This is a genomic window from Herbiconiux gentiana, assembly GCF_024978135.1.
GTDB classification, from domain to species: Bacteria; Actinomycetota; Actinomycetes; order Actinomycetales; family Microbacteriaceae; genus Herbiconiux; species Herbiconiux gentiana.
The window spans coordinates 315028-334578 of record NZ_JANTEZ010000003.1; the positions used below are offsets into that span (position 1 = coordinate 315028).

General features: G+C 71.1%; 21 protein-coding genes. 10 read left to right on the forward strand and 11 right to left on the reverse strand.

The genetic code is table 11. The annotated features are described in order from the left end of the window. Positions 1-44 precede the first annotated feature (44 nt). Positions 45-1691 carry an FAD-dependent oxidoreductase gene (locus tag NVV95_RS08570; RefSeq protein ID WP_259486128.1) on the forward strand — a complete coding sequence of 549 codons (1647 nt, stop codon included), beginning with the start codon at positions 45-47 and terminating at the stop codon, positions 1689-1691. 68 nt (positions 1692-1759) lie between these two features. Here NVV95_RS08570 and NVV95_RS08575 read toward each other — a convergent pair whose 3' ends face one another. From NVV95_RS08575 to NVV95_RS08590, 4 genes are read right to left on the reverse strand one after another with little or no spacing between them, the layout of a single operon-like run. Continuing rightward, the gene (locus tag NVV95_RS08575; RefSeq protein ID WP_259486129.1) at positions 1760-2317 is read right to left on the reverse strand and encodes a type 1 glutamine amidotransferase domain-containing protein; all 558 of its coding nucleotides are present in this window, start codon (positions 2315-2317) and stop codon (positions 1760-1762) included. Between the two features lies 1 nt (position 2318). Then, the gene (locus NVV95_RS08580) at positions 2319-3479 is read right to left on the reverse strand and encodes a glutathione-independent formaldehyde dehydrogenase (protein WP_259486130.1); all 1161 of its coding nucleotides are present in this window, start codon (positions 3477-3479) and stop codon (positions 2319-2321) included. Positions 3480-3495: 16 nt separating this feature from the next. Beyond that, the gene (locus NVV95_RS08585) at positions 3496-4665 is read right to left on the reverse strand and encodes a zinc-dependent alcohol dehydrogenase (RefSeq protein WP_259486131.1); all 1170 of its coding nucleotides are present in this window, start codon (positions 4663-4665) and stop codon (positions 3496-3498) included. Beyond that, positions 4662-5126 carry a hypothetical protein gene (locus NVV95_RS08590; protein ID WP_259486132.1) on the reverse strand — a complete coding sequence of 155 codons (465 nt, stop codon included), beginning with the start codon at positions 5124-5126 and terminating at the stop codon, positions 4662-4664. The genes NVV95_RS08585 and NVV95_RS08590 overlap by 4 nt, the downstream gene beginning before the upstream one ends. A 220-nt stretch (positions 5127-5346) precedes the next feature. Between NVV95_RS08590 and NVV95_RS08595 the strand changes: the two genes are divergently transcribed. Continuing rightward, on the forward strand, positions 5347-6573 hold the full coding sequence (locus NVV95_RS08595) for an AI-2E family transporter (protein ID WP_269909039.1): 1227 nt from the start codon (positions 5347-5349) through the stop codon (positions 6571-6573). Between the two features lie 64 nt (positions 6574-6637). Here the strand turns inward: NVV95_RS08595 and NVV95_RS08600 are convergent, their stop codons facing one another. From NVV95_RS08600 to NVV95_RS08620, 5 genes are all read right to left on the reverse strand, one after another. Beyond that, the gene (locus NVV95_RS08600; protein ID WP_259486133.1) at positions 6638-7735 is read right to left on the reverse strand and encodes a hypothetical protein; all 1098 of its coding nucleotides are present in this window, start codon (positions 7733-7735) and stop codon (positions 6638-6640) included. Positions 7736-7856: 121 nt separating this feature from the next. Beyond that, positions 7857-9005, reverse strand: a complete 1149-nt coding sequence (locus tag NVV95_RS08605) for a glycerol dehydrogenase (RefSeq protein WP_259486134.1) — start codon at positions 9003-9005, stop codon at positions 7857-7859. A 49-nt stretch (positions 9006-9054) separates the two neighbouring features. Beyond that, positions 9055-10095: an NAD(P)-dependent alcohol dehydrogenase gene (locus NVV95_RS08610; protein ID WP_259486135.1), complete on the reverse strand. Its 1041-nt coding sequence runs from the start codon at positions 10093-10095 to the stop codon at positions 9055-9057. Beyond that, complete coding sequence (locus tag NVV95_RS08615; protein WP_259486136.1) at positions 10092-10874, reverse strand: iron-sulfur cluster assembly protein; 783 nt, start codon at positions 10872-10874, stop codon at positions 10092-10094. Before NVV95_RS08615 ends, NVV95_RS08610 begins: the two co-directional genes overlap by 4 nt. After that, on the reverse strand, positions 10874-11917 hold the full coding sequence (locus NVV95_RS08620) for an amidohydrolase family protein (RefSeq protein ID WP_259486137.1): 1044 nt from the start codon (positions 11915-11917) through the stop codon (positions 10874-10876). The genes NVV95_RS08615 and NVV95_RS08620 overlap by 1 nt, the downstream gene beginning before the upstream one ends. 164 nt (positions 11918-12081) lie before the next feature. Between NVV95_RS08620 and NVV95_RS08625 the strand changes: the two genes are divergently transcribed. Next, a complete protein-coding gene (locus tag NVV95_RS08625) occupies positions 12082-13557 on the forward strand; it encodes an AAA-type ATPase lid domain-containing protein (protein ID WP_259486138.1) in 1476 nt (491 codons plus the stop codon). 42 nt (positions 13558-13599) lie between these two features. Here the strand turns inward: NVV95_RS08625 and NVV95_RS08630 are convergent, their stop codons facing one another. Further along, the gene (locus tag NVV95_RS08630; RefSeq protein WP_259486139.1) at positions 13600-14142 is read right to left on the reverse strand and encodes a putative immunity protein; all 543 of its coding nucleotides are present in this window, start codon (positions 14140-14142) and stop codon (positions 13600-13602) included. Between the two features lie 118 nt (positions 14143-14260). Here NVV95_RS08630 and NVV95_RS08635 point away from each other — a divergent pair, with 118 nt between their 5' ends. Further along, positions 14261-14644 carry a DUF7144 family membrane protein gene (locus tag NVV95_RS08635; protein ID WP_259486140.1) on the forward strand — a complete coding sequence of 128 codons (384 nt, stop codon included), beginning with the start codon at positions 14261-14263 and terminating at the stop codon, positions 14642-14644. Between the two features lie 36 nt (positions 14645-14680). After that, positions 14681-14914: an RNA-binding S4 domain-containing protein gene (locus NVV95_RS08640; RefSeq protein WP_259486141.1), complete on the forward strand. Its 234-nt coding sequence runs from the start codon at positions 14681-14683 to the stop codon at positions 14912-14914. Positions 14915-14930: 16 nt separating this feature from the next. Here NVV95_RS08640 and NVV95_RS08645 read toward each other — a convergent pair whose 3' ends face one another. Then, the gene (locus NVV95_RS08645) at positions 14931-15479 is read right to left on the reverse strand and encodes a GNAT family N-acetyltransferase (RefSeq protein ID WP_259486142.1); all 549 of its coding nucleotides are present in this window, start codon (positions 15477-15479) and stop codon (positions 14931-14933) included. 128 nt (positions 15480-15607) lie between these two features. Between NVV95_RS08645 and NVV95_RS08650 the strand changes: the two genes are divergently transcribed. The 5 genes from NVV95_RS08650 to NVV95_RS08670 are packed head-to-tail and all read left to right on the forward strand — an operon-like array spanning position 15608 to position 19539. Then, on the forward strand, positions 15608-15865 hold the full coding sequence (locus NVV95_RS08650; RefSeq protein WP_259486143.1) for a BatC protein: 258 nt from the start codon (positions 15608-15610) through the stop codon (positions 15863-15865). Then, positions 15862-17121, forward strand: a complete 1260-nt coding sequence (locus NVV95_RS08655) for a cupin domain-containing protein (protein WP_259486144.1) — start codon at positions 15862-15864, stop codon at positions 17119-17121. The genes NVV95_RS08650 and NVV95_RS08655 overlap by 4 nt, the downstream gene beginning before the upstream one ends. Further along, positions 17118-18083 (forward strand): ferredoxin family protein, encoded by a 966-nt coding sequence (locus NVV95_RS08660; protein WP_259486145.1) that lies wholly within the window; start codon positions 17118-17120, stop codon positions 18081-18083. Before NVV95_RS08655 ends, NVV95_RS08660 begins: the two co-directional genes overlap by 4 nt. 39 nt (positions 18084-18122) lie before the next feature. Further along, positions 18123-18602, forward strand: coding sequence for a MarR family winged helix-turn-helix transcriptional regulator (locus NVV95_RS08665; protein ID WP_259486146.1), 480 nt, complete (start codon positions 18123-18125; stop codon positions 18600-18602). A gap of 58 nt (positions 18603-18660) precedes the next feature. Beyond that, entirely contained in the window at positions 18661-19539 is an 879-nt protein-coding gene (locus tag NVV95_RS08670) for an Fpg/Nei family DNA glycosylase (RefSeq protein ID WP_259486147.1), read from the forward strand. Positions 19540-19551 lie beyond the last annotated feature (12 nt).

Sequence of the window (19551 nt, forward strand, 5' to 3'; positions counted from 1 at the left end):
CTCACCCTCTCTCCACCCACTCCTTCACGAAAGGCCGATGCCTCATGCCCACCCGCCATCTCCATGCCCCCTTCGTTGTCGTCGGCGGAGGCCTGGGCGGCACCGCCGCCGCCGTCACCGCCGCGCGACTCGGTGTGCGCACCGTCCTCACCGAGTCGAGCGACTGGCTCGGCGGCCAGCTCACCAGCCAGGGCGTTCCGCCCGACGAGCACGAGTGGATCGACCGGCAGGCGATCTCGCCGAGCTACACCGAGCTGCGGGAGCGGATCCGCGACCACTACCGGCGCGAGTACCCGCTGTCGTCGATCGCCCGGTCGACCGTGGCACTGAACCCGGGGGCCGGGTTTGTGTCGCGGCTCTGCCACGAACCGCGCGTCGCCCACCTGGCGGTTCGCGAGATGACCTCACCGCTCGAGGCGTCCGGCCTGCTCACCGTGCTCACCGAGCACGACCCGATCGCCGTGCGGCGAGTCACCGGCGGGCGCATCCTCGACGTGGTGCTCGTCGACCGGCGCACCGGTGACGAGGTGGTGCTGCACGGCGGGCTGGTGGCGGATGCGACCGAGCTCGGCGACCTACTCGAGCTGGGCGGCATCGACCACGTCGTCGGAAGCGAGTCGTCGCTCGAGACCGGCGAGCTGCACGCCCCGGAGGTCGCCGACCCGCTCGACCAGCAGGCCGTCACCTGGTGCGCCGCCCTCGAGCTGCGCCTCGGCGAGCACCACGTGGTCGACCGGCCCGCGAGCTACGACCGGTTCCGAACCACGGTGCCGACGTTCTGGCCCGGCTCGCAGCTCTCCTGGACCGACATCGAGCCCATTACCCTCGAACGCCGCGAGCGCCCCATCTTCGCCGGCCGACCCGAGGACGCGGTCGAGAACGACGACCTCGACCTCTGGCACTATCGGCGCATCCTGTCACGACGAATGATGGCCGACGACTGGGCCGGCCACGACGTGACCCTGGTGAACTGGCCGCAGGTTGACTACTGGGACTCGCCGCTCGTCGGGCCCGGTGTCACCGCCGCCGACCAGCAGCGCGCACTGGCGGAGGCCCGGGAGCTGACGCTGTCGTTCGTGCACTGGATCCAGACCGAGGCACCCCGGAGTGACGGCGGGTCCGGCTACCCCGAGCTGATGCTGCGGGGCGATGTGCTCGGCACGGCGGACGGGCTCGCAAAGGCCGTGTACGTGCGGGAGTCGCGCCGCATCCGGGCGCTGTTCACCGTGACGGAGGCGCACATCGGGCGCGAGATGCGGGGCGAGGGGGCGGGCTCGGAGCTGTTCGACGACAGCGTCGGGATCGGCTTCTACCGGATCGACCTGCACCCCTCGACCTCGGGCCGCTCCTACGTCGACATCGACTGCTACCCGTTCCAGATCCCGCTGGGGGCGCTCATCCCGCGCGATGTGCCGAACCTGGTGGCGGCGAACAAGAACATCGGCAGCACCCACATCACGAACGGCGCCTACCGCCTGCATCCGGTCGAGTGGTCGATCGGCGAGGCGGCCGGGGCGCTGGCCGCATTCTGCACGGCGGGCTCGCACGAGCCGGCGGCGGCGCACGCGGATGCGCGGCTGCTCGCCGACTACCGGCGCCTGCTGAGCGACCGGCTCGGCATCGCGCTGGCCTGGAGCGAGGAGATCCGCACCCGCGGCTCCCGCAGCGAGGCGGTGACGACGGCGCGCTGAGGCCGCTGGGCTCCGAGCTGCGGCCGCTGGGCCCCGAGCTGCGCTCGGAGCCCAGCGCACCATCCGCCTCACCCGCCCTGCGGCCCCCGCGCGAACTCCTGCACGATCCGCTCGCAGAACGCCGGCAGGTCATCCGGCGACCGGCTGGTGGTGAGCGTCCCGTCGGTGACGACCTCCTCGTCGACCACCTCGGCGCCCGCGTTCCGCAGGTCGGTGCGCACGCTCGGCCACGAGGTGAGGCGACGCCCGCGCACACGGTCGGCCTCCGCGAGCGTCCACGGCCCGTGGCAGATCGACGCGACCGGGCGGCCGGTGTCGACGAAGTCACGCACGAACGCGACCGCGGTCGGATCCATCCGCAGCTTGTCGGGGTTCACGGTGCCACCCGGCAGGAGGAGGGCGTCGAAGTCGCCCGGTGAGACGTCCTGCACGAGCAGGTCCACCGGGAAGCTCCCGGCCTCCTCCAGGTCGTTGTTGCGCGCCGCGATCGAGCCGTCGGCGATCGAGATCAGCACGGTCTCGGCATCGGCCTCGTCGAGGGCCCGCCTCGGCTGCTCCAGCTCCACCCGCTCGACGCCGTCGGCGGCCAGGATGGCGACCCGTCGTCCGGTCAGTTCGCCGGCCATGTCACGCTCCCGCCGTCGTCTGGCCGGGATGCAGGACCACTTTGGTCCAGCCTTCGTCCCGGTCGTCGAAGTGTTCGTACGCATCCGGAGCCTCGTCGAGCGACAGCTCGTGGCTGACGATCCACGACGGGGTGGCCTTGCCCGCCACGATGAGGTCGCGGAGCGGACGGTTGTACTTCTTCACCGGGCACTGTCCGCTGCCGAGCTTCTGCCCGCGGAACCAGAACTCGCCGAAGTCGAACGCCACCTTGCCCTGCTTGGCGAGCTCGTCCGACGCACCCGGGTCCTGCGGCACGTAGACGCCCACCACGCCGATCTCGCCGGTGAACCGCACCGACTTCACCAGCCGGTTCAGCGTCAGGCTCGGATCCTCCTCGCCCGCGGGATCGTGCGCCTGGTAGCCGACGCACTCGCAGCCGTTGTCGGCGCCGAGACCCATGGTCATCTCGGTCACCGCCTCGACCGGGTCGACCGCCGAGTCGTCGATCGCGATGGCTCCGATCTCCTCGGCCAGCCGCAGCCGGTCGGGATGACGGTCGACCACCATGACCTTGCTCGCGCCCTTGATGATCGCCGAGTAGGCCGCCATGAGCCCGACGGGTCCGGCTCCATAGATCACCGTCTGGTCGCCGGGCTTCACGTGGGCGAGCTCGGTGGCGTGGTAGCCCGTCGGGAAGATGTCCGCGAGCATCACGTAGTCGTTCTGCTTCTCCTGCGCATCCTCACCGAGCCGCAGGCAGTTGAAGTCACCCCACGGCACCCGCAGGAACTCGGCCTGACCACCGGCCCAGGGGCCCATGTCGGCGAAGCCGTAGGCGGCCCCCGCCCACGCCGGGTTGGGCTGCGCGGTCAGACAGTAGTTGGTGAGGCCGCGCTCGCAGTTCTTGCAGTGACCGCAGGCGACGTTGAAGGGCAGCACGACGTAGTCGCCGACCTTCACCTTGTCGACGGCGTCGCCGACCTCGATCACCTCGCCCAGGTTCTCGTGCCCGAACCAGCGACCGGTCTCGAAGTCGGTCCTTCCCTCGTACATGTGCAGGTCGGACCCGCAGATGTTGGTTGTGGTGATGCGCACGAGCACGTCCGTGGGACGTTCGATGCGGGCATCCGGCACGTCGATGACCTCGACGGAACGCGGACCTTGATAGACGACTGCTTTCATGATGCTGTCCTTTCTTCTACGGCTGGAAGACGGCGCGAACGCAGCCGTCGGTCTTCTCCTTGAACATCTCGTAGCCCTTCGGCCCCTCCTCGAGCGGCATGACGTGGGTGGCGAGGTGCTCGGTGACGAGCTCGTCGCGCGCCATCCGCTCCAGCAGCATCGGGATGTAGCGATGACCGTGCTGCTGCGCCGACCGGAGCGTCAGCCCCTTGTTCATCAGCGGCCCGAGCGGGAACTTGTCGACGACGCCGCCGAACACCCCCAGCACGAAGACGTTGCCGCCCTTCCGCGCCGCGAAGATCGCCTCGCGCACGGCGGTCGGCCGGTCGGTCTGCAGCCGCAGCTGCTGCTTGAGCTGGTCGTAGGCGAAGTCGAGGTGGTCGCTGTGCGCCTCCATGCCGACGGCCTCGATGCAGACGTCGGGCCCGCGGCCTCCGGTGAGTTCGCGCAGTTCGGGGAGCACCTCGCTGGTCTCGTAGTTCATCGTCTCCGCGCCGATGACGCTCTCGACCTGCGCGAGCCGCTCCGGGAACCGGTCGATCACGATCACCCGCTCCGCCCCGAGAAGAATGGATGCGCGCGCCGCCATCTGGCCGACGCCACCCGCTCCCCAGACGGCCACCGTGTCCCCGGGCTTCACCCCGCCGAGGTCGGCGCCCATCCACCCGGTCGGTGCGGCATCCGAGGCGAACAGGGCCCGCTCGTCGCTCACGCCCTCGGGCACGGGGAACGCGCCTTGGTCGGCGTACGGCACGCGGATGTACTCGGCGTGACTCCCGGCCCACCCGCCGAGCGCGTGGGAGTATCCGTAGCATCCGCCCGGCGCCTGGCCCCAGAGGGCCTCGGGGATGCCCGCGTTCGGGTTGCCGTTGTCGCAGAGCGAGTAGAGCTCGTTCTTGCAGTACCAGCACTTGCCGCAGCTGATGAACGAGCACACCACGACGCGGTCGCCGACGCTGTGCTTCGCGACCGCCGAGCCGACTTCGACCACCTCGCCGATGAACTCGTGACCGAGCACATCACCGGCCCGCATGGTCGGCACGTAGCCGCCCAGCAGGTGCAGGTCGGACCCGCAGGAGGTGGAGAGGATGACGCGCACGATGACGTCCTGCGCGTTCAGGATCTCGGGATCGTCCACCCGTTCGACCTCGAGCTTGTTCACTCCGGTCCAGCACAGAGCCTTCACAGCACACCCTCGCCCTTCGCATCGTCTTCCGCCTTGTCGACGGCGGCTCCGAGCAGCGTCGTCGGTCGCTCGCCGTGCGGCCTCGGAACGGCCCGGAGCACCTCACCCGTCTCGAACAGCTGCTTCGCATCCCGCAACGCGGTTCGCAGGGCCTGGTCGGGCTCGTCCTCCCCGAACGACGTCGTGTCGGCGTCGTCCTTGACCCGCGCATGCACCTCGAAGCCCTTGTCGCCCGGCGCCGGCTGGAGCCGGATCTCGAGCGTCCCGGCGATACGCTGCAGCGGCTCGGGGTAGCCGCCCCGCTCGAACTCCGCCGACTCCCCCAGCACCGTGACGGCCTTCCAACCGTCGGGATGCCGACCGTCGCCGTCGGACTCGGACTTCTTCTTCACGAGCGCCCTCGCCACGACGCCGGCCGCGATCCCGGCCGCGCCTACGGCGACCGCTGTCTTCACACCCATCTCTCCTCCTTGGGATTGGAGGGCGGGACTCTCGCGAGCGGCACCCTCGATCGATGGGCACGACGCTAGGCTCGCCGCAATGCCGCGCCGTGAGGCTTCCCAAAGCTGGTGCGCAGAGAGACAATGGGCAAGCGTGGCCCCCGAACGGGGTACGTCTCGGAGATGAGCGTTTCAGGCGAACTTCAGCACGCTCACAGCGAACCGGGAATAGCTTCCGAGCATGATCTCATTCCGATCGCGCCGCGCCACCCCCGCCCCCGGCGCCGCAACAGCCCCCGTCGCCCCGACCGTGCAGCGCGCATCCGCTGTTCACGACCCGATAGCGCCCGGCCTCAAGGTGGGTGCCGGGTTCGCCTGGCGGCTGCTCGTGATCGGGGCGGCCATCGCGGTGGTGCTGTTCCTCGTGGCGCGGCTGTCGGAGATCGTCATCCCGTTCTTGATCGGCATCATCCTGTCGGCGCTGCTGGTGCCGCTGTCGGCGTTCCTGCAGCGGCACCGGTGGCCGAAGTGGGTCGCGATCATCACCGCGTGGGTGGTCGTGTTCGCCGTCATCGCGGGGCTCGCGCTGATCGTGACCGAGCAGATCCGCACGCAGCTGCCCGCGCTGAAGACGCAGACCGGGCAGGCCGTGCAGTCGGCCCAGTCGCTGCTCGCGACGCAGCCGTTCGGCCTCACGGCGGATGCGGTGAGCGGCTACGTGAACGACGCCGTCACCTGGCTGCAGCAGCACGCCTCCGACCTCGGGGCGGGTGCGCTCGCGGTGGGCAGCGGGGCGATCCACGTGCTCGAGGGGCTGTTCATCGTCATCTTCGTGACGCTGTTCTCGCTGATCGACGGGCCGCGCATCTGGCAGTGGGTGACACGCATCTTCCCGCGGGCCGCGCAGCCGCGCATCGCGGTGGCCGGCGCCGCAGGGTGGCGCACGCTCACGTCGTTCGTGCGGGTGCAGCTGGTGGTGGCGGTGACGGATGCGATCGGCATCGGTGTCGGCGCCGCCATCCTCGGTGTGCCGCTGGCGTTGCCGATCGCGGTGGTGGTGTTCTTCGGGGCCTTCGTTCCCGTGGTGGGCGCGATCGTCGGAGGCGTGATCGCCGTCGTCATCGCGCTGGTGTTCAACGGGTGGGTGCACGCGCTGATCATGCTGGGGATCGTGATCCTGGTGCAGCAGCTCGAGAGCCACGTGCTGCACCCGCTGCTGACGGGGTCGGCGGTGAAGGTGCATCCGCTGGGGATCGTGCTCGGGGTGACCGCCGGGACCGCGATCGCGGGGGTGGCGGGGGCGTTCTTCGCGGTGCCGCTGATCGCGACGGCGAACGCGATGATCACGGCGGCGCACCGCGGGACGGCGGACGTGCCGGAGGCCGGGGTGGAGCCGTCGGGGCGCGGGGCGCGCAAGGCCCTCAAGGCTCGGACGCCGAGTGCCGGCGACCCGGCGACGGCTCAGTGAAGGGATGGCGAGCAGCGCCCGGTCAGCCGAGCGGCGGCGGTGCGGGCACGAGGAGAGCTTTTCGTCATTTGTCGTCCACGATCGACATGAAGCCGGCGAAGGCGAAGAGCCCGGGCACCACATAGAGGAAGAACAGCGCGAGCATCCACCCCACCAGCCGCAGCATCGGCCACGGCCCCCGGCTGCGGTAGCCGTTGGCGAGGCGGCGGCCGCCGGGCCCGATCACCCGCGCCGGGCGGAGGTGCTGGCCCGACACCCGGTCGTCGCGGTAGGCGGCGGCGCGCTTCACGAGGCGCAGCGCGACGCCGCTCAGCACGGTCTCGATGCGGGACCAGGTGGCGGCATCCGAGTAGTCGGCGGCGGTGGGGGTCGAGAACACGACCCGGTCGTCGATGATCTCGACGTCGAAGCCCGCCGCGTCGTCGATCAGCGCCGCCATCACGTCGGGCGCCAGCGCGTAGAGCGCGTCGGTGCCGTAGCCCGAGGGGGCGTAGGCGGCGAAATGGCGGTCGAAGTCGCCCTCCAGCTTCAGTCGCTGGCTGCGGTCGACGCTCGTGGGCAGGTCGCCGGGGGTTCGTCCATTGGCGAGCGAGTCGAGATAGAGGTGCGGCAGCGGCGACGGCAGGGTGACCGCGAGGTAGCCGCGCGTGACGGGTCTGCCGTGCATCCCGGTGCGCCACACCAGGTTGCCGAACTCGACCCGCTGGTCACCCGCGGCCGTGAAGCGCGGGTAGACGGATGCTCTCCCCGCCGGCTGCCCGATCAGCACCGGCAGCGGCGATGCGATCCGCAGCTGCGGCTCGAACCCGTTCGCGAGCGCAGTGAGGGTCTGGCGCCACTCCGCCAACCGGGCCCTCGGCGCGGGTGGCCGCTTGGCCCAGCGCTGCAGCAGGAGGGCGACGAGCACCCACACCATCAGCACCACCAGCGCGATCGCGAGGTCGCGCCAGTCGTCGGGCCCGGTGTCGTTGTCGCCGTAGCCGTCGACCCGCACCCCGATCGTCATGAACACGATGAAGCAGTACCAGAGCAGCAGGCTCCAGGTGAGGTGCACGAGCATCTGGCGCTTGGTGGGCACCCAGGCGGGGCGGGCCGAGCGGCGCTGCGTCGCCATCGCGGCGGCCACCTCGGCGGGTGGGGCGGTCAGCCATCGTGCATCCACGTGTCCACCGTAGTGAGGCCGGGGCGGGGCCGCCCGCGCCGGCCGGACGCACGACCGCCCCGCCCGACCGTCCGGGTGGACGGTGGGCGGGGCGGCGGCCTGGGTGAAGCCCGATGGCCCTTTAGTGGTGGGCCTTGTACGGCGTCGGCTCCGGCAGCTTCGCGTCGGCGCGCACGCCGCGGGCGAATCGCTCGATCGACTTCATCGCGGCCACGACCTCGACCGGGCGCACCTCGAAGGGCATCGCGTGGATGGTCTCCCCCGGGACGGTCGCGAGCTCCGCCACCTGCTCCAGCTCGGGCGAGTCGGCCGAGAGACCGATCTCGGTGAGCGTCGTCGGCAGCCCGACGCGCGTCGTGAACTCGATGAAGTCCCGGAGGTCGGCGGTAGGCGCCCCCTCCAGCACGAGCTGCGTGATCGATCCGATGTTGACCTTCTGCCCGTGCGCCAGACCGTGGGTCTGCGGCGCCGCGGTCAGGCCGTTGTGGATCGCGTGCGCCGCCGCCAGACCGCCCGACTCGAAGCCGAGACCCGACAGCAGCGTGTTCGCCTCGATCACGCGCTCGACCGCCGGGGTCACGACGTGGTCGCGCACGGCGTCGAGGGCCGGCAGGGCGTTCTCCCACAGCACCTCCCAGCTCAGCCGCGCCAGCGCGGTGCCGGTCTCGGTCGGCAGGCCGCCGGCCATGGTGTTCGAGTTGGAGCGCGAGGTGGCCCGGGCTTCGAGCCAGGTGGCCAGCGCGTCGCCGACCCCCGCCGCGAGGAAGGCCGCCGGAGCGTTCGCGACGAGCTGCGAGTCGACGAGCACCAGGTCGGGGTTGCGGGGGAAGAAGCGGTATTCCTCGAACGCTCCGTCCTCGGTGTAGATGACGGCCAGGGCGGAGGTCGGAGCATCCGTCGACGCCACCGACGGCACGGTGACCCAGCGGATGCCCGCGAGGAACCCCGCCGACTTCACCGCGTCGATCGTGCTGCCGCCGCCGATCGCGACGACCACGTCGGCACCCGCCTCGGCGATCACCCCGACGAGCCGGTCGATCTCGCCCAAGCTCGGGATGCCGTTGAACTTCTCGCGGGTGACCGGCAGGCCGGCTGCGGCGAGCGAGGCCTCGACGTCATGACCGACGAAACCCCAGACCACATCGTCGGCGACGAGGAGGGGCTTCGAGCCGATCGGGGCGAGGTACTCGCCGAGGCGGGAGATGGCGCCGGGGCCCTGGACGTAGCGTCCGGGGCTGATGACGGTGCGGATGGGTCGGGCGGTGGGCATGGGGGCTCCTAGGGTCGGGATGGATGAAGAAGAGGGAGGGCGCGGCGCGCTACGGGACGAGAATCGCCCGCCCGCGCACACGCCCGGCGTCGAGGTCGTCGATCGCCTTCTGGAAGTCGTCGAGCGCGTACGTCGCGGTGTGCAGCGTGACGAGCCCGCGGGCGGCGAGCACCATCAGCTCGGTGAGGTCGTTGTAGCTGCCCACCAGGTTGCCGATGAAGTTGATCTCGCTCGAGATGATGTCGATGGTCGGGATGTCGATGTTCTCGCCGTAGCCGACGACGTAGAAGTCGCCCGCCTGGCGCAGCATCTGCACGCCCTCCGAGGTCGAACCGCCCTCGCCGACGAAGTCGACGACCACCTCGGCGCCGTTGCCCTCGGTGAGTTCGAGCACCCGCGTCACGTGCGAGCCGTCGGGCGACGCCACCACGGTGTGATCGGCGCCGAGTGACGTGGCCAGCTCGAGAGCCGCCGGGTTGCGGTCGACGACGATGAGCTCGGACGCCGTCAGCGCCTTCAATACCTGGATGCCGATGTGCCCGAGACCGCCCGCTCCGATGATCACGCACCGGTCGGCTGGCCGCAGCCTGCGCGCCGCCTTGGCCGCCGCGTGATAGGCGGTGAGCCCGGCGTCCGCGAGCGCGGCCACGTCGGCCGGTTCGAGCGAGTCGGCGATGCGCACGACGCTGCGGGCGCTCGTTCTGAGGTACTCGGCGTAGCCGCCGTGGGTGTCGATGCCCGGGAACTCCTTCTGCGTGCAGTGCACGTCGTCGCCGAGCCGGCAGGCGCGGCAGAGCCCGCAGGTGATGATCGGATGCACGATCACCTTGTCGCCCACCGCCACGTTCGTGACGGCGGAGCCGATGGCATCCACCCACCCGGCGTTCTCGTGCCCGATCGTGTAGGGCAGGGCCACTCCCGACTTCTGCTCCCACTGCCCCTCGAGGATGTGCAGGTCGGTTCGGCACACGCCGGCACCGCCGATCCGCACGATCACGTCGAAGGGGCCCGAGACCTCGGGCTTCGGGATCTCGGTCATCTCGAGGTCTCGGTGGTACCCGACCACCTGGACGGCTCGCATCGTGCTCATGCCACGCTCCTTCGCGTCGTGCGGATCAGGTCGGTCAGGGGGAAGAAGGTCTCCTCGGCGCGCGGCGCCTGGTCGTCCTCCGACCCGGGATAGCGGGTGGCGAGCAGGCCGCGGCAGAAGTGGGCGTTGCCGTCGATCGAGATGCGGGTCGACCGGGCCCGCCGAAGCGCCAACGCCGCGGACGCCGCCGGGTACGGCACGCCGAGGTCGTCGACCAGCACCAGAGAGTCGGCGCGGATGTCGAGCCCGAGCGTCTCGCGGCGCCTCAGCAGCGCCTCCTTCGCTCCGTCGTCGGGAAGATCGCCGAGGGTCACCCCGGCCACGTCGGCCTCCAGCAGATCGGAGCGCGACCGCAGCAGCGCGGTCAGCGCCCGCTCCATCGCGGCCGTGTGCGCCTTCCGCTGGAAGACGGCGCGCAGCTCCTCGAGGTCGCTCTCGGCCTCGTGCCGGAACGTGCCGCGGTAGCCGGCGTCGGAGGCGAGCCCGGCGTTGATGATCCCGGAGTCGTGGTGGTCGTCGAGCTCCACGATGACCGTGCCGATCTCGGGCAGCGCCGTGAGTGCGTCCTTCGCGTCGGACGCCATCAGGTAGGCGAAGTTCGGCGCGCAGAACGAGGTGGGCAGGCGTAGGTGCACCTCGACGCCGACGTCGGTGAAGCGCACCGAGCGCACGAAGCCCAGGTCGGTGATCGGCTCGTCGAGCTCGGGGTCGATCACCGCGTCGAGGGCCCGCATCACGTCGTGCTCGGTGAGCGCGAGCAGAGCGATCGCGGTGCTCATCACACCGCTGCCAGGTCGGCCCGCTCGGGCTGACGCGGCCCCGTCTCGGTCTCCGGCGCATCCGGCAGCTGCAGCTCGGCCGGCACCGGGATGTCGTACATCTTCGCGGCGTTCAGCCCGAGGATCTTGCGCTTCTGATCCATCGTGATGGGCGCGTACTCGGTCATGTCCTCGGGGATCTGGAAGTCGACGAAGGCCTCGACGAGCCACTTCGGCGTCCACAGCGCGTAGTCGCTCGAGAACTGGATGCGGTCCTCGCCGATCCAGTAGATGAGCTCGCCGATGATCTGCGCGAAGTAGCGCGGGCGGGTGTGGATGAACGGCATCGCCACGGCGAGCCCACCGTGGACGTTCGGCTCCTGCGTGGCGATCCAGCAGAAGTCCTCGAGCCGGGGCAGGCCGACGTGTTCGACCACGAAGTTGAGGTCGGTGAAGTCGGTCGCCGCGTGGTCGACGTCGGCGACGTCGAAGGCGTCGCGGTCGAGGGGGCGGATGGTCGGTCCCTTGTGCACGTGGATGTTCGTGATGCCGAGCTCCCGGCACAGTTCGAAGTAGCGGTAGGCCCAGGGGTCGTCGAGCTTCCATCCGCGCGAGTCGCCGTGCCACTCGGCCGTGTAGAGCTTCACGCCCTTCAGGTTGAAGCGCTCGGCGTCGGCGCGCAGCTGGTCGAGGCCGGCCTCGCCGTTGCGGGGGTCGAAGTTGTGGTTGTACGTCAGCTTGTCGGGGTTCGCCTGAGTGAGTGCCCAGGCCTCCTCGGTCTGGCCGAAGCCGTTCACGTAGAACTCGCCGAGCGCGGCGGGCTGGAAGATGGCGTGGTCGACGATGTCGTCGGCGAAGACGTCGCGCATGAAGCGCTCGCCGCCCTGGTAGAGGTACTCCTCATAGCTCCACTTCTCGCTCTCGGGCGAGAGGTTCGCGTGGTAGTCGTAGAAGCAGTCGATGAACTGCTTGCCGTGGATGTTGCGCTGGTTCTCGGGTCGCGCATCCCACAACGCCACGTGGGCGTCGACGATGAAAAAGCTCTCGCCGTCCTTCTGATACATGTCTGCTCCTTTGCCGCATGTGAAAGGACCTCGGTCCTGAAGGCGACGCTAGACGCCGGGCCCGGCTGCGTGGGGAATGCCCGGTCTCAATGTGAGACGGACTCCGGGGACACCCTCAGCGGGCACACCTAGAATGACTGGGACGGTCGACTGCAAAGGTGCTGATGGACGTTCACGATCTCCCCTCCCGTGCGCAGGAGCACACGGCGCCGGTGGCGGCGCTGCCCCCGCGGCTGATCGCCTCGTGGCGACGGAGCGAGGGCTACGGTGTTCCCCTCGACGAGGTGCAGCCGGTCTTCTCGGGCACCTACGACGACGAGTCGCTGTTCTCGGAGTGCGGGCGCGAGGTGCTCGCCGAGCTGCACAGCACCCTCGCCTCCGAGCCCGTCGGACTCATGCTCACCGACGCCGACGGGCTGGTGCTGAGCCGGCTGACCAGCGATCGGCAGCTGCTGCAGTCGCTCGACCGCGTGCACCTGGCTCCCGGCTTCTCGTACTCCGAGCGGGATGCCGGCACGAACGGTCTCGGCCTCGCCCTCGCCGACCGCGTGCCCTCGCTCGTGCGGGCCGAGGACCACTACTCGCGCAGCCTCTGCGGCTACACCTGCGCGGCCGCCCCCATCTTCGATCCCGAGACGGGGCGCCTCGAGGGTGCCGTGAACTTCACCACGTGGTCGGATGCGCGTTCCGACCTCCTGCTCGCGCTCGCCCAGATGGCGGCCACCTCGACCGCGAACCTCATGCTCGCGCGGTCACACGGGCACCGACCGCCGCGCCGGGCAGCCCGGGGTCAGGTCTTCCGCATCGAGGCGCTGCGCACCGCACCCGGCACCGACGGTGAGCTGCCGCTCTCGGAGGCGTGGACCGCCGCCCTGGCCCAGGCCGTCGGCGCGCTGCAGAGCGGACGCGTGGTCGCCGCCGTCGGCGAGCGCGGAAGCGGCCGCTCGACGCTGCTCGCCCAGGCGCAGCGCGCCGTGCAGCCCCGCAACCGCCTGATCGCGGTGCGGGTGCCCGAACCCCACGACGTCGAATCCTGGCTGTCGTTCTGGACGCCGGAGCTCGCCCGACCCCAGACCGGCTTCGTCATCTGCGACACCGACGACCTCCCCGTCGCCGCCGCCGAGCGTCTGCGCTCGCTGGTGCTCGAGGCGCGCGGCTCGGTGACCGGTGCCTACGGGTTGTCGGCCGAGAGCTTCGACGCGGTGCCGGCACCGCTCGCGGGCCTTGTCGACACCGTCGTGCAGGTGCCCGCGCTCCGTGACCGGCCCGCCGACATCCTGCCCCTGGCCGACCACCTCGCCACCCGGGCCCGCGCCCGTCGGGTCGAGATCACCCCGGCGGCGGCGCGCGCCCTGACCGACTACGGCTGGCCAGGCAACGCTGCCGAGCTGGCCACCGTGATGAAGGACGCGGCCGTGCGCACCGACGTGATCGACCTGCGGCACCTGCCGCCTGAGCTGCTCTCGCGCGGAGAGCACTTGCCCCGCATCAAGGCCTTCGAGCGCGAGGAGATGGTGCGGGTGCTCACCCGCCCCGGCATCTCGATCGAGGAGGCGGCGGTCGAGCTCGGCATGAGTCGCGCGACGGTCTACCGCAAGCTCACGGCGTACGGCATCCGCCTGCCGAAGGCTGCGGGCTGAGCGGACGCGCGGCGGCGTCTCGGGCGGGTGAGGGGCCCGGGCTCAGAGGCCTGCTTGCAGGGCCCGGATGCTCGCTCCGAGCTCGCCCGACGCGAGGAGGCCTGCGCCGAGGGGCCCCGAGGTGTCGGTGCCGAGCGCGGGCAGCAGCGCGAGCGCCGCGCGCACCGGGTCGCTGAGATGGTCGAGCTGCCAGGCGATCTCGTCGTGGCGCGCGGTCTCGGCTGCGCCAGGAGCGCCGTGCGCTGCCAGCCCCGCCGCCTTCGCCGCGTAGGCCGCGGCGCCGAGGGCGTGCGCGCCCATGTGCGCAACGCCCGCCGCCTGCCCGGCCGACCACGCCGCGGCCCGGGCCGCCGGCGACGTCACGGCCTGTGCCGCCCGGTTGGCGACGAATCGCCGCCTGATCTCCCCGGCCGCATCCAGCTCACCCCGAGCGAAGGCCCGCGCCCGGGCGATCGCGTCGCGCGGGCGGTCGTCGTCATCGGGCGCCTCCGCCTCGAACAGCGCCAGCACCCGCTCGGCGCAGTCGGCCGCCCAGGCGGCCACGAGGCGGCGGTCGGACTCGCTGAGCGTCTGCGGTGAGGCCATCCCCCACCTTCGCACGCTCGCCCGAGTCGGTCTATCCGAACCCGGGTCCGGCCTCCTAAGCTCGGGCCATGGCGGTGGGCATCCCCGTCGATGCCCCCGATCGAGATGGAGCGCAGTGATGAGACGACCCGGCGGAGTGACCCTGGTGGCTGTGATCGTGTGGATCTCCGGCGCGCTGCAGATCATCGGCGGTGTGATCGGTCTGATCACAGCCCAGACGACGGCCGAGGTGACCGGGTCGGCCGGCTCGGTGGTGACCACCTCGATCATCGCGATCGTGCTCGGCGTCGTGACGATCGTCGTCGGCGCCGCCCTCCTGCGCGGCAGCCAGCTCGCCCGGGTGCTGACGACGATCGTGCTGGCACTGAACCTGATCGGCGGACTGTACCTCGTGATCGGCACTCCGTCGAACGTGCTGCAGGGCATCCTGAACGCCGTGCTCGCGCTGATTGGGATCGTGCTGCTCTACACCCGCAGCGCGAACGCCTACTTCCGCGGCTGAGCTCGCGTAGCCTGGCGGCATGACGAGCGAGGCCGCATGACGAAGAAGAACCAGGCGCCGATCGACGACGTCTCGATCGGCGGGGAGATGATCCGCCTGGGGCAGTTCCTCAAGTTCGCGGGGCTGCTCGACAGCGGCGGCATGGTCAAGGAGGCCATCGCCGACGGCGACGTGACGGTCAACGGCGAGGTCGACCTGCGCCGCGGGCGGCAGCTGGTCGCCGGAGACGTCGTCGGATTCGAGGGCCGCCGCGCCCGCGTCTCCCCCTGACGACTCGCTCGCCGGCTCAGGCGAGCGGTTTGCGCCAGAGCTGATAGTCGCAGGGCACGGCCAGCGGAGCCGCCAGCTCGGGGTAGTCGTCGGCGAACGATCGGCTCGCCACCTTCCGGTAACCCGCCCGGCCGTACCACTCCGCGAGCCGCACCTTCGACTCCTGCCGGTGCCCGGTCGGCACGAGGAGTTCGAGCTGCATCTCGGTGGCGCCCGCCTCGCGTGCGATGCGTTCGGCTGCCGTCACGAGCCCTCGCCCGATCCCGGTGCCCTGCGCGTGGGGTTCGGCGGCGAGCATCCCGAAGCCCCAGACCGCGTCGTCGAGGCGGTGAACGTGCAGGCAGCCGACCGGCCTCTCGCCCACCGTCGCCACCAGAAGCTCGGATGCCCGGAGGAGGCCACGCAGCTCGTCGGCCGTCACGCGAACGGTGCCCCGGGTCCACATCCCCTGCTCGCCGATCGCGTAGGCGGCGTTGACGATCGTGACGAGACGGTCGACGAACCGGGCGTTCGCGGCCTCCGCCGGATCGGGCCGGGAGATCGAGAGCGTGGGGTCGTCGAGCATGATGACGACGGTACCGGCACCGGCTGCCGAAGTTCCGTCGATGGTCGGAACCGGGGGCCTGTCGGGTGTCGGGGGTGCGGCGTACGGTGGATCACGACGGCAGCAACCGCCGGCGATTGGAGAAACCCATGGCAATCAACGACGACGACATCACCACCGACGGTGCGGGCGGCGGCGAAGGCACCGCTGACGGCGGAGCCAACCCCGGCGGTCACGACGGCGGAGCCGACGGCTCGGCCTCGGCCGGCGAAGGCACCGCAGACGGCGGCGCGAACGCCGACGGCCACGACGGCGGGGCCGACGGCTCGGCCGACGAGGGCGAGGGCACCGCTGACGGCGGCGCCAACGCCGACGGCCACGACGGCGGGGCCGACGGCTCGGCGTGACGATCGACATCGAGCGCGGGTCGGTCGACCGGCCCGCGCTCTCCCGTTGCATCGCGGTGGCTCCTGAGGAGTTCGACCGTGAGTTCTGGGGAACGAAGCCCCTGCTCTCCCGGGCCGACACCCTCCCCTCGGCCTTCAGCGACCTGATGACCGAGGCCGCGGTCGACGAGCTCGTCAGCTCGCGGGGGCTGCGCACGCCGTTCATCCGTATGGCGCACGAGGGTTCGGTGCTCTCCCCTTCCTCGTACACGGCGCCCGGCGGCTTCGGCGCCGAGGTCGGCGACCAGGTGAGCTCCGAGAAGGTGCTGCAGGAGTTCGCCGGCGGGGCCACCATCGTGCTGCAGGGGCTGCACCGCACCTGGCCGCCGCTGATCGACTTCACCCGGCGGCTGGTCGACGACCTCGGGCATCCGATCCAGGTCAACGCCTACATCACGCCCGCGTCCTCGCGCGGCTTCGACCCGCACTACGACGTGCACGACGTGTTCGTGCTGCAGATCGCGGGCGAGAAGCACTGGCGCATCCACACCCCTGTGCATGTCGACCCCCTGCGCGATCAGCCCTGGGGCGACCATCGCGCCGCCGTGGCCGAGGCCGCGACGCACGAGCCCGTGATCGACGCGGTCTTCCGGCCAGGCGACGCCCTCTATCTCCCGCGCGGGTGGATCCACTCGGCCGAGGCGCTCGGCGGAACGAGCGTGCACCTCACCATCGGTGTCGCCGCGTACACGCGCGCTGACGTCGTGCAGGCGCTGATCGGGTCGCTCGGCGACGTCGCCGCGTTGCGGTCGTCGTTGCCCGCGGGGCTCGACTTCTCTGACCCGGCCGCCCTGAAGTCGGTGGTCGATGACACGCTCGCCGCGGTGCAGCAGGCGTTCGCCGATCTGGCCGGCCACGAGACGGATGCGGTGGTCACCGTGTCGAAGAGCCTCACCTCGCGCTTCGCCTCGGCCACGCGCCCCGAACCGGTATCGCCGTTGGCCACCGTCGACTTCATCTCGGCGCTCAGTGAAGCGTCGCGGGTGCGGTGGCGCGGCTCGCTGCACGCCGCCGTCGAGCTCAGCGACGACAGAGAGAGCGTGCGCATCCGCACCTCGACGAAGACCGTCGCTCTGCCCGTCGAGGCCGAAGCGGCGGTGCGCCGTCTGCACGAGGGCGGCGAGGTCGCGCTCGGCGAGCTGCCGGGGCTCGATGCCGCCAGCGCGGTGGTCGTCGTGAGGCGACTGCTGCGTGAGGGCGTCCTGGTTCCTGCGTGAGTGCCACCGCGCTCCCCGCGACGGGCCTCCCCGGTGCCGGCCCGGCGTCGCCCGAGGAGTGGGCGCCGTGCAGCGACCGCTCGCGGGAGCGCGACGATCCGCTGTTCGCGACCGGATCGCGGGGGCTGCAGTGGTTCCTCGTCGAGGTGTCGAGCGGGTGGGGAAAACGGGCGCTGCTCGATCCGCCGTTCGACGCCGAGCTCGGCCGGGCGCTGGTGACTCGCATCGAGAGCGCGGGGCTGCGTCCGCTGGCGATCCGGCGCACGGGGCGGCACCCGTCGAGGCTCGAGGCGCAGACCTCGTGGCGGTGGGCGTTCGTCGACTCGCGGCCGGGGCACGAGGGCATCCGGTGGGGGGAGGTCGACTCGCCCGAGAAGCTGCTCGAGGTGCCCCTCGACGGCACGGCGGGACGCGCATCCGATCGCCCGCTCTTCGCGGTGTGCGCGCACGGGCGGCATGACCGCTGCTGCGCGGTGCGCGGGCGGCAGGTGGCGACGGTGCTGGCCGAGGCCTACCCCGAGGAGACGTGGGAGTGCTCGCATCTCGGCGGAGACCGGTTCGCGGGCACGATGGTGCTGTTCCCGCACGGGCTGTACTACGGACGGGTCGACGACGGAGATGCGGCCGCGGTGGCGACGGCCTACACCGAGGGGCGGGTCGTCGAGGAGTTCTACCGGGGGCGGAGCGCGTTGACGCATCCGGTTCAGGCGGCGCAGCACTTCGCGCGCACGGCGTTCGGTGACGACCGGCTCGACGCCTTCGCACCGCTCGACGAGCACTGGAACGGGGTCGAGGGGCCGGGGGCGCGGTGGACCGTGCGGCTCGCCGCTCCGGGCGGTGGCGGGGCGACTCTTTCAGTCGAGCTCGCCGAGCACCTCTCGGCACCGCTGCTGTCGACCTGCGACACCACCCGCCCGGGTCAGGTGCGGCAGTGGGCGCTGGTCGATCTGCGCGAGGAGTGACGCCCTGGGTTGTCGCGACAAGGGACGTACACTGAGCCCATGGACGAGGTGCGCTGGCTGACGCGCGATCAGCTCAGGGCGTGGATCCGTCTCGAGGCCGTCGTCGAACTGCTGCCGACCGTGCTCGACTCGCAGCTGCAGCGCGATTCGTCGCTGACGCACTTCGAGTACGTGGTGCTCGCGAAGCTGTCCGAGTCGCCCGACGAGGTGCTGCGGATGACCGCCCTCGCCGCCACAACCAACAGCACGCTGCCCCGCCTCTCGCACGTCGTCTCGCGGCTGGAGGCCCGCGGCTTCGTGTCGCGGATGCCCTGCCCGGACGATCGGCGGGCGACCAACGCGCACCTGACCGACGAGGGGCGCGCGAAGGTCGTGGCCGCGGCGCCCGGGCACGTGGCGACCGTGCGCGAGCACGTCATCGATCTGCTGTCGGACGAGCAGGTGACGCAGCTCGACGGGATCATGGCGACGCTGCTGCAGAAGCTCGACCCGTCGAACACGCTGCGCATCCTGCCCTGAGGCTCACGGCTTCTGCGGTTTCCGACCCGATGTCGGCGGCCGGGTGGAGACTGGACGTGTGCCGGAGCTGCCTGAAGTCCACGCCCTCACGGTCGACCTGAACGGCCGGCTGGCGGGTCGACGTGTCGACAGGCTCGAGCCCGTGTCGTTCGCGGCCCTCAAGACCTTCGACCCGCCGGTCTCCGCGGTGGCCGGCAGCACGGTCGAGCGGCTCGACCGGCACGGCAAGTTCCTCGACTTCGTGCTGCGGGGCGCATCCGGTGACGAGCTGCACGTCATCACCCACCTGGCCCGAGCGGGCTGGCTCCGGTGGCGGGATGCTCCGCCGCCGCCACCCAGCGGCAAACCCGGGCGCGGCGCGCTGGCGGCGCGGCTCGTGCTCGACGACGGCACCGGTTTCGACCTCACCGAGGCGGGCACGAAGAAGAGCCTGGCGATCTACGTCGTCCGTTCGCCCGACGAGGTGCCGGGCATCGCGCGGCTCGGGCCCGACCCCCTCGACGAGGGCTTCACGCTCGAGGTGTTCTCGGGCATCCTGAAGCAGGCGGGGCGGGCGCAGATCAAGGGCGTGCTGCGCAACCAGTCGACGATCGCGGGCATCGGCAACGCGTACTCCGACGAGATCCTGCATGCGGCGAAGATGTCGCCGTTCAAGCCGGCCGCCATGACCGCCGACGAAACGGCGCTGCTCTACGGAGCCATGCAGTCGACTCTGCGCGGGGCGATCGCGCGTGCAGAAGGGCTCGCGGCGTCGGAGCTGAAGGCCGAGAAGAAGCAGGGTCTTGCGGTGCACGGTCGCACAGGGCAGGCGTGCCCGGTCTGTGGTGACACCATCCGGCAGGTCACCTATGCCGATTCGAGCCTTCAGTACTGCCCCACGTGCCAGACGGGCGGCAAGCCGTTGGCCGATCGGGTTCTGTCGCGGCTGCTGAAGTAGGGCGCTGGCGGC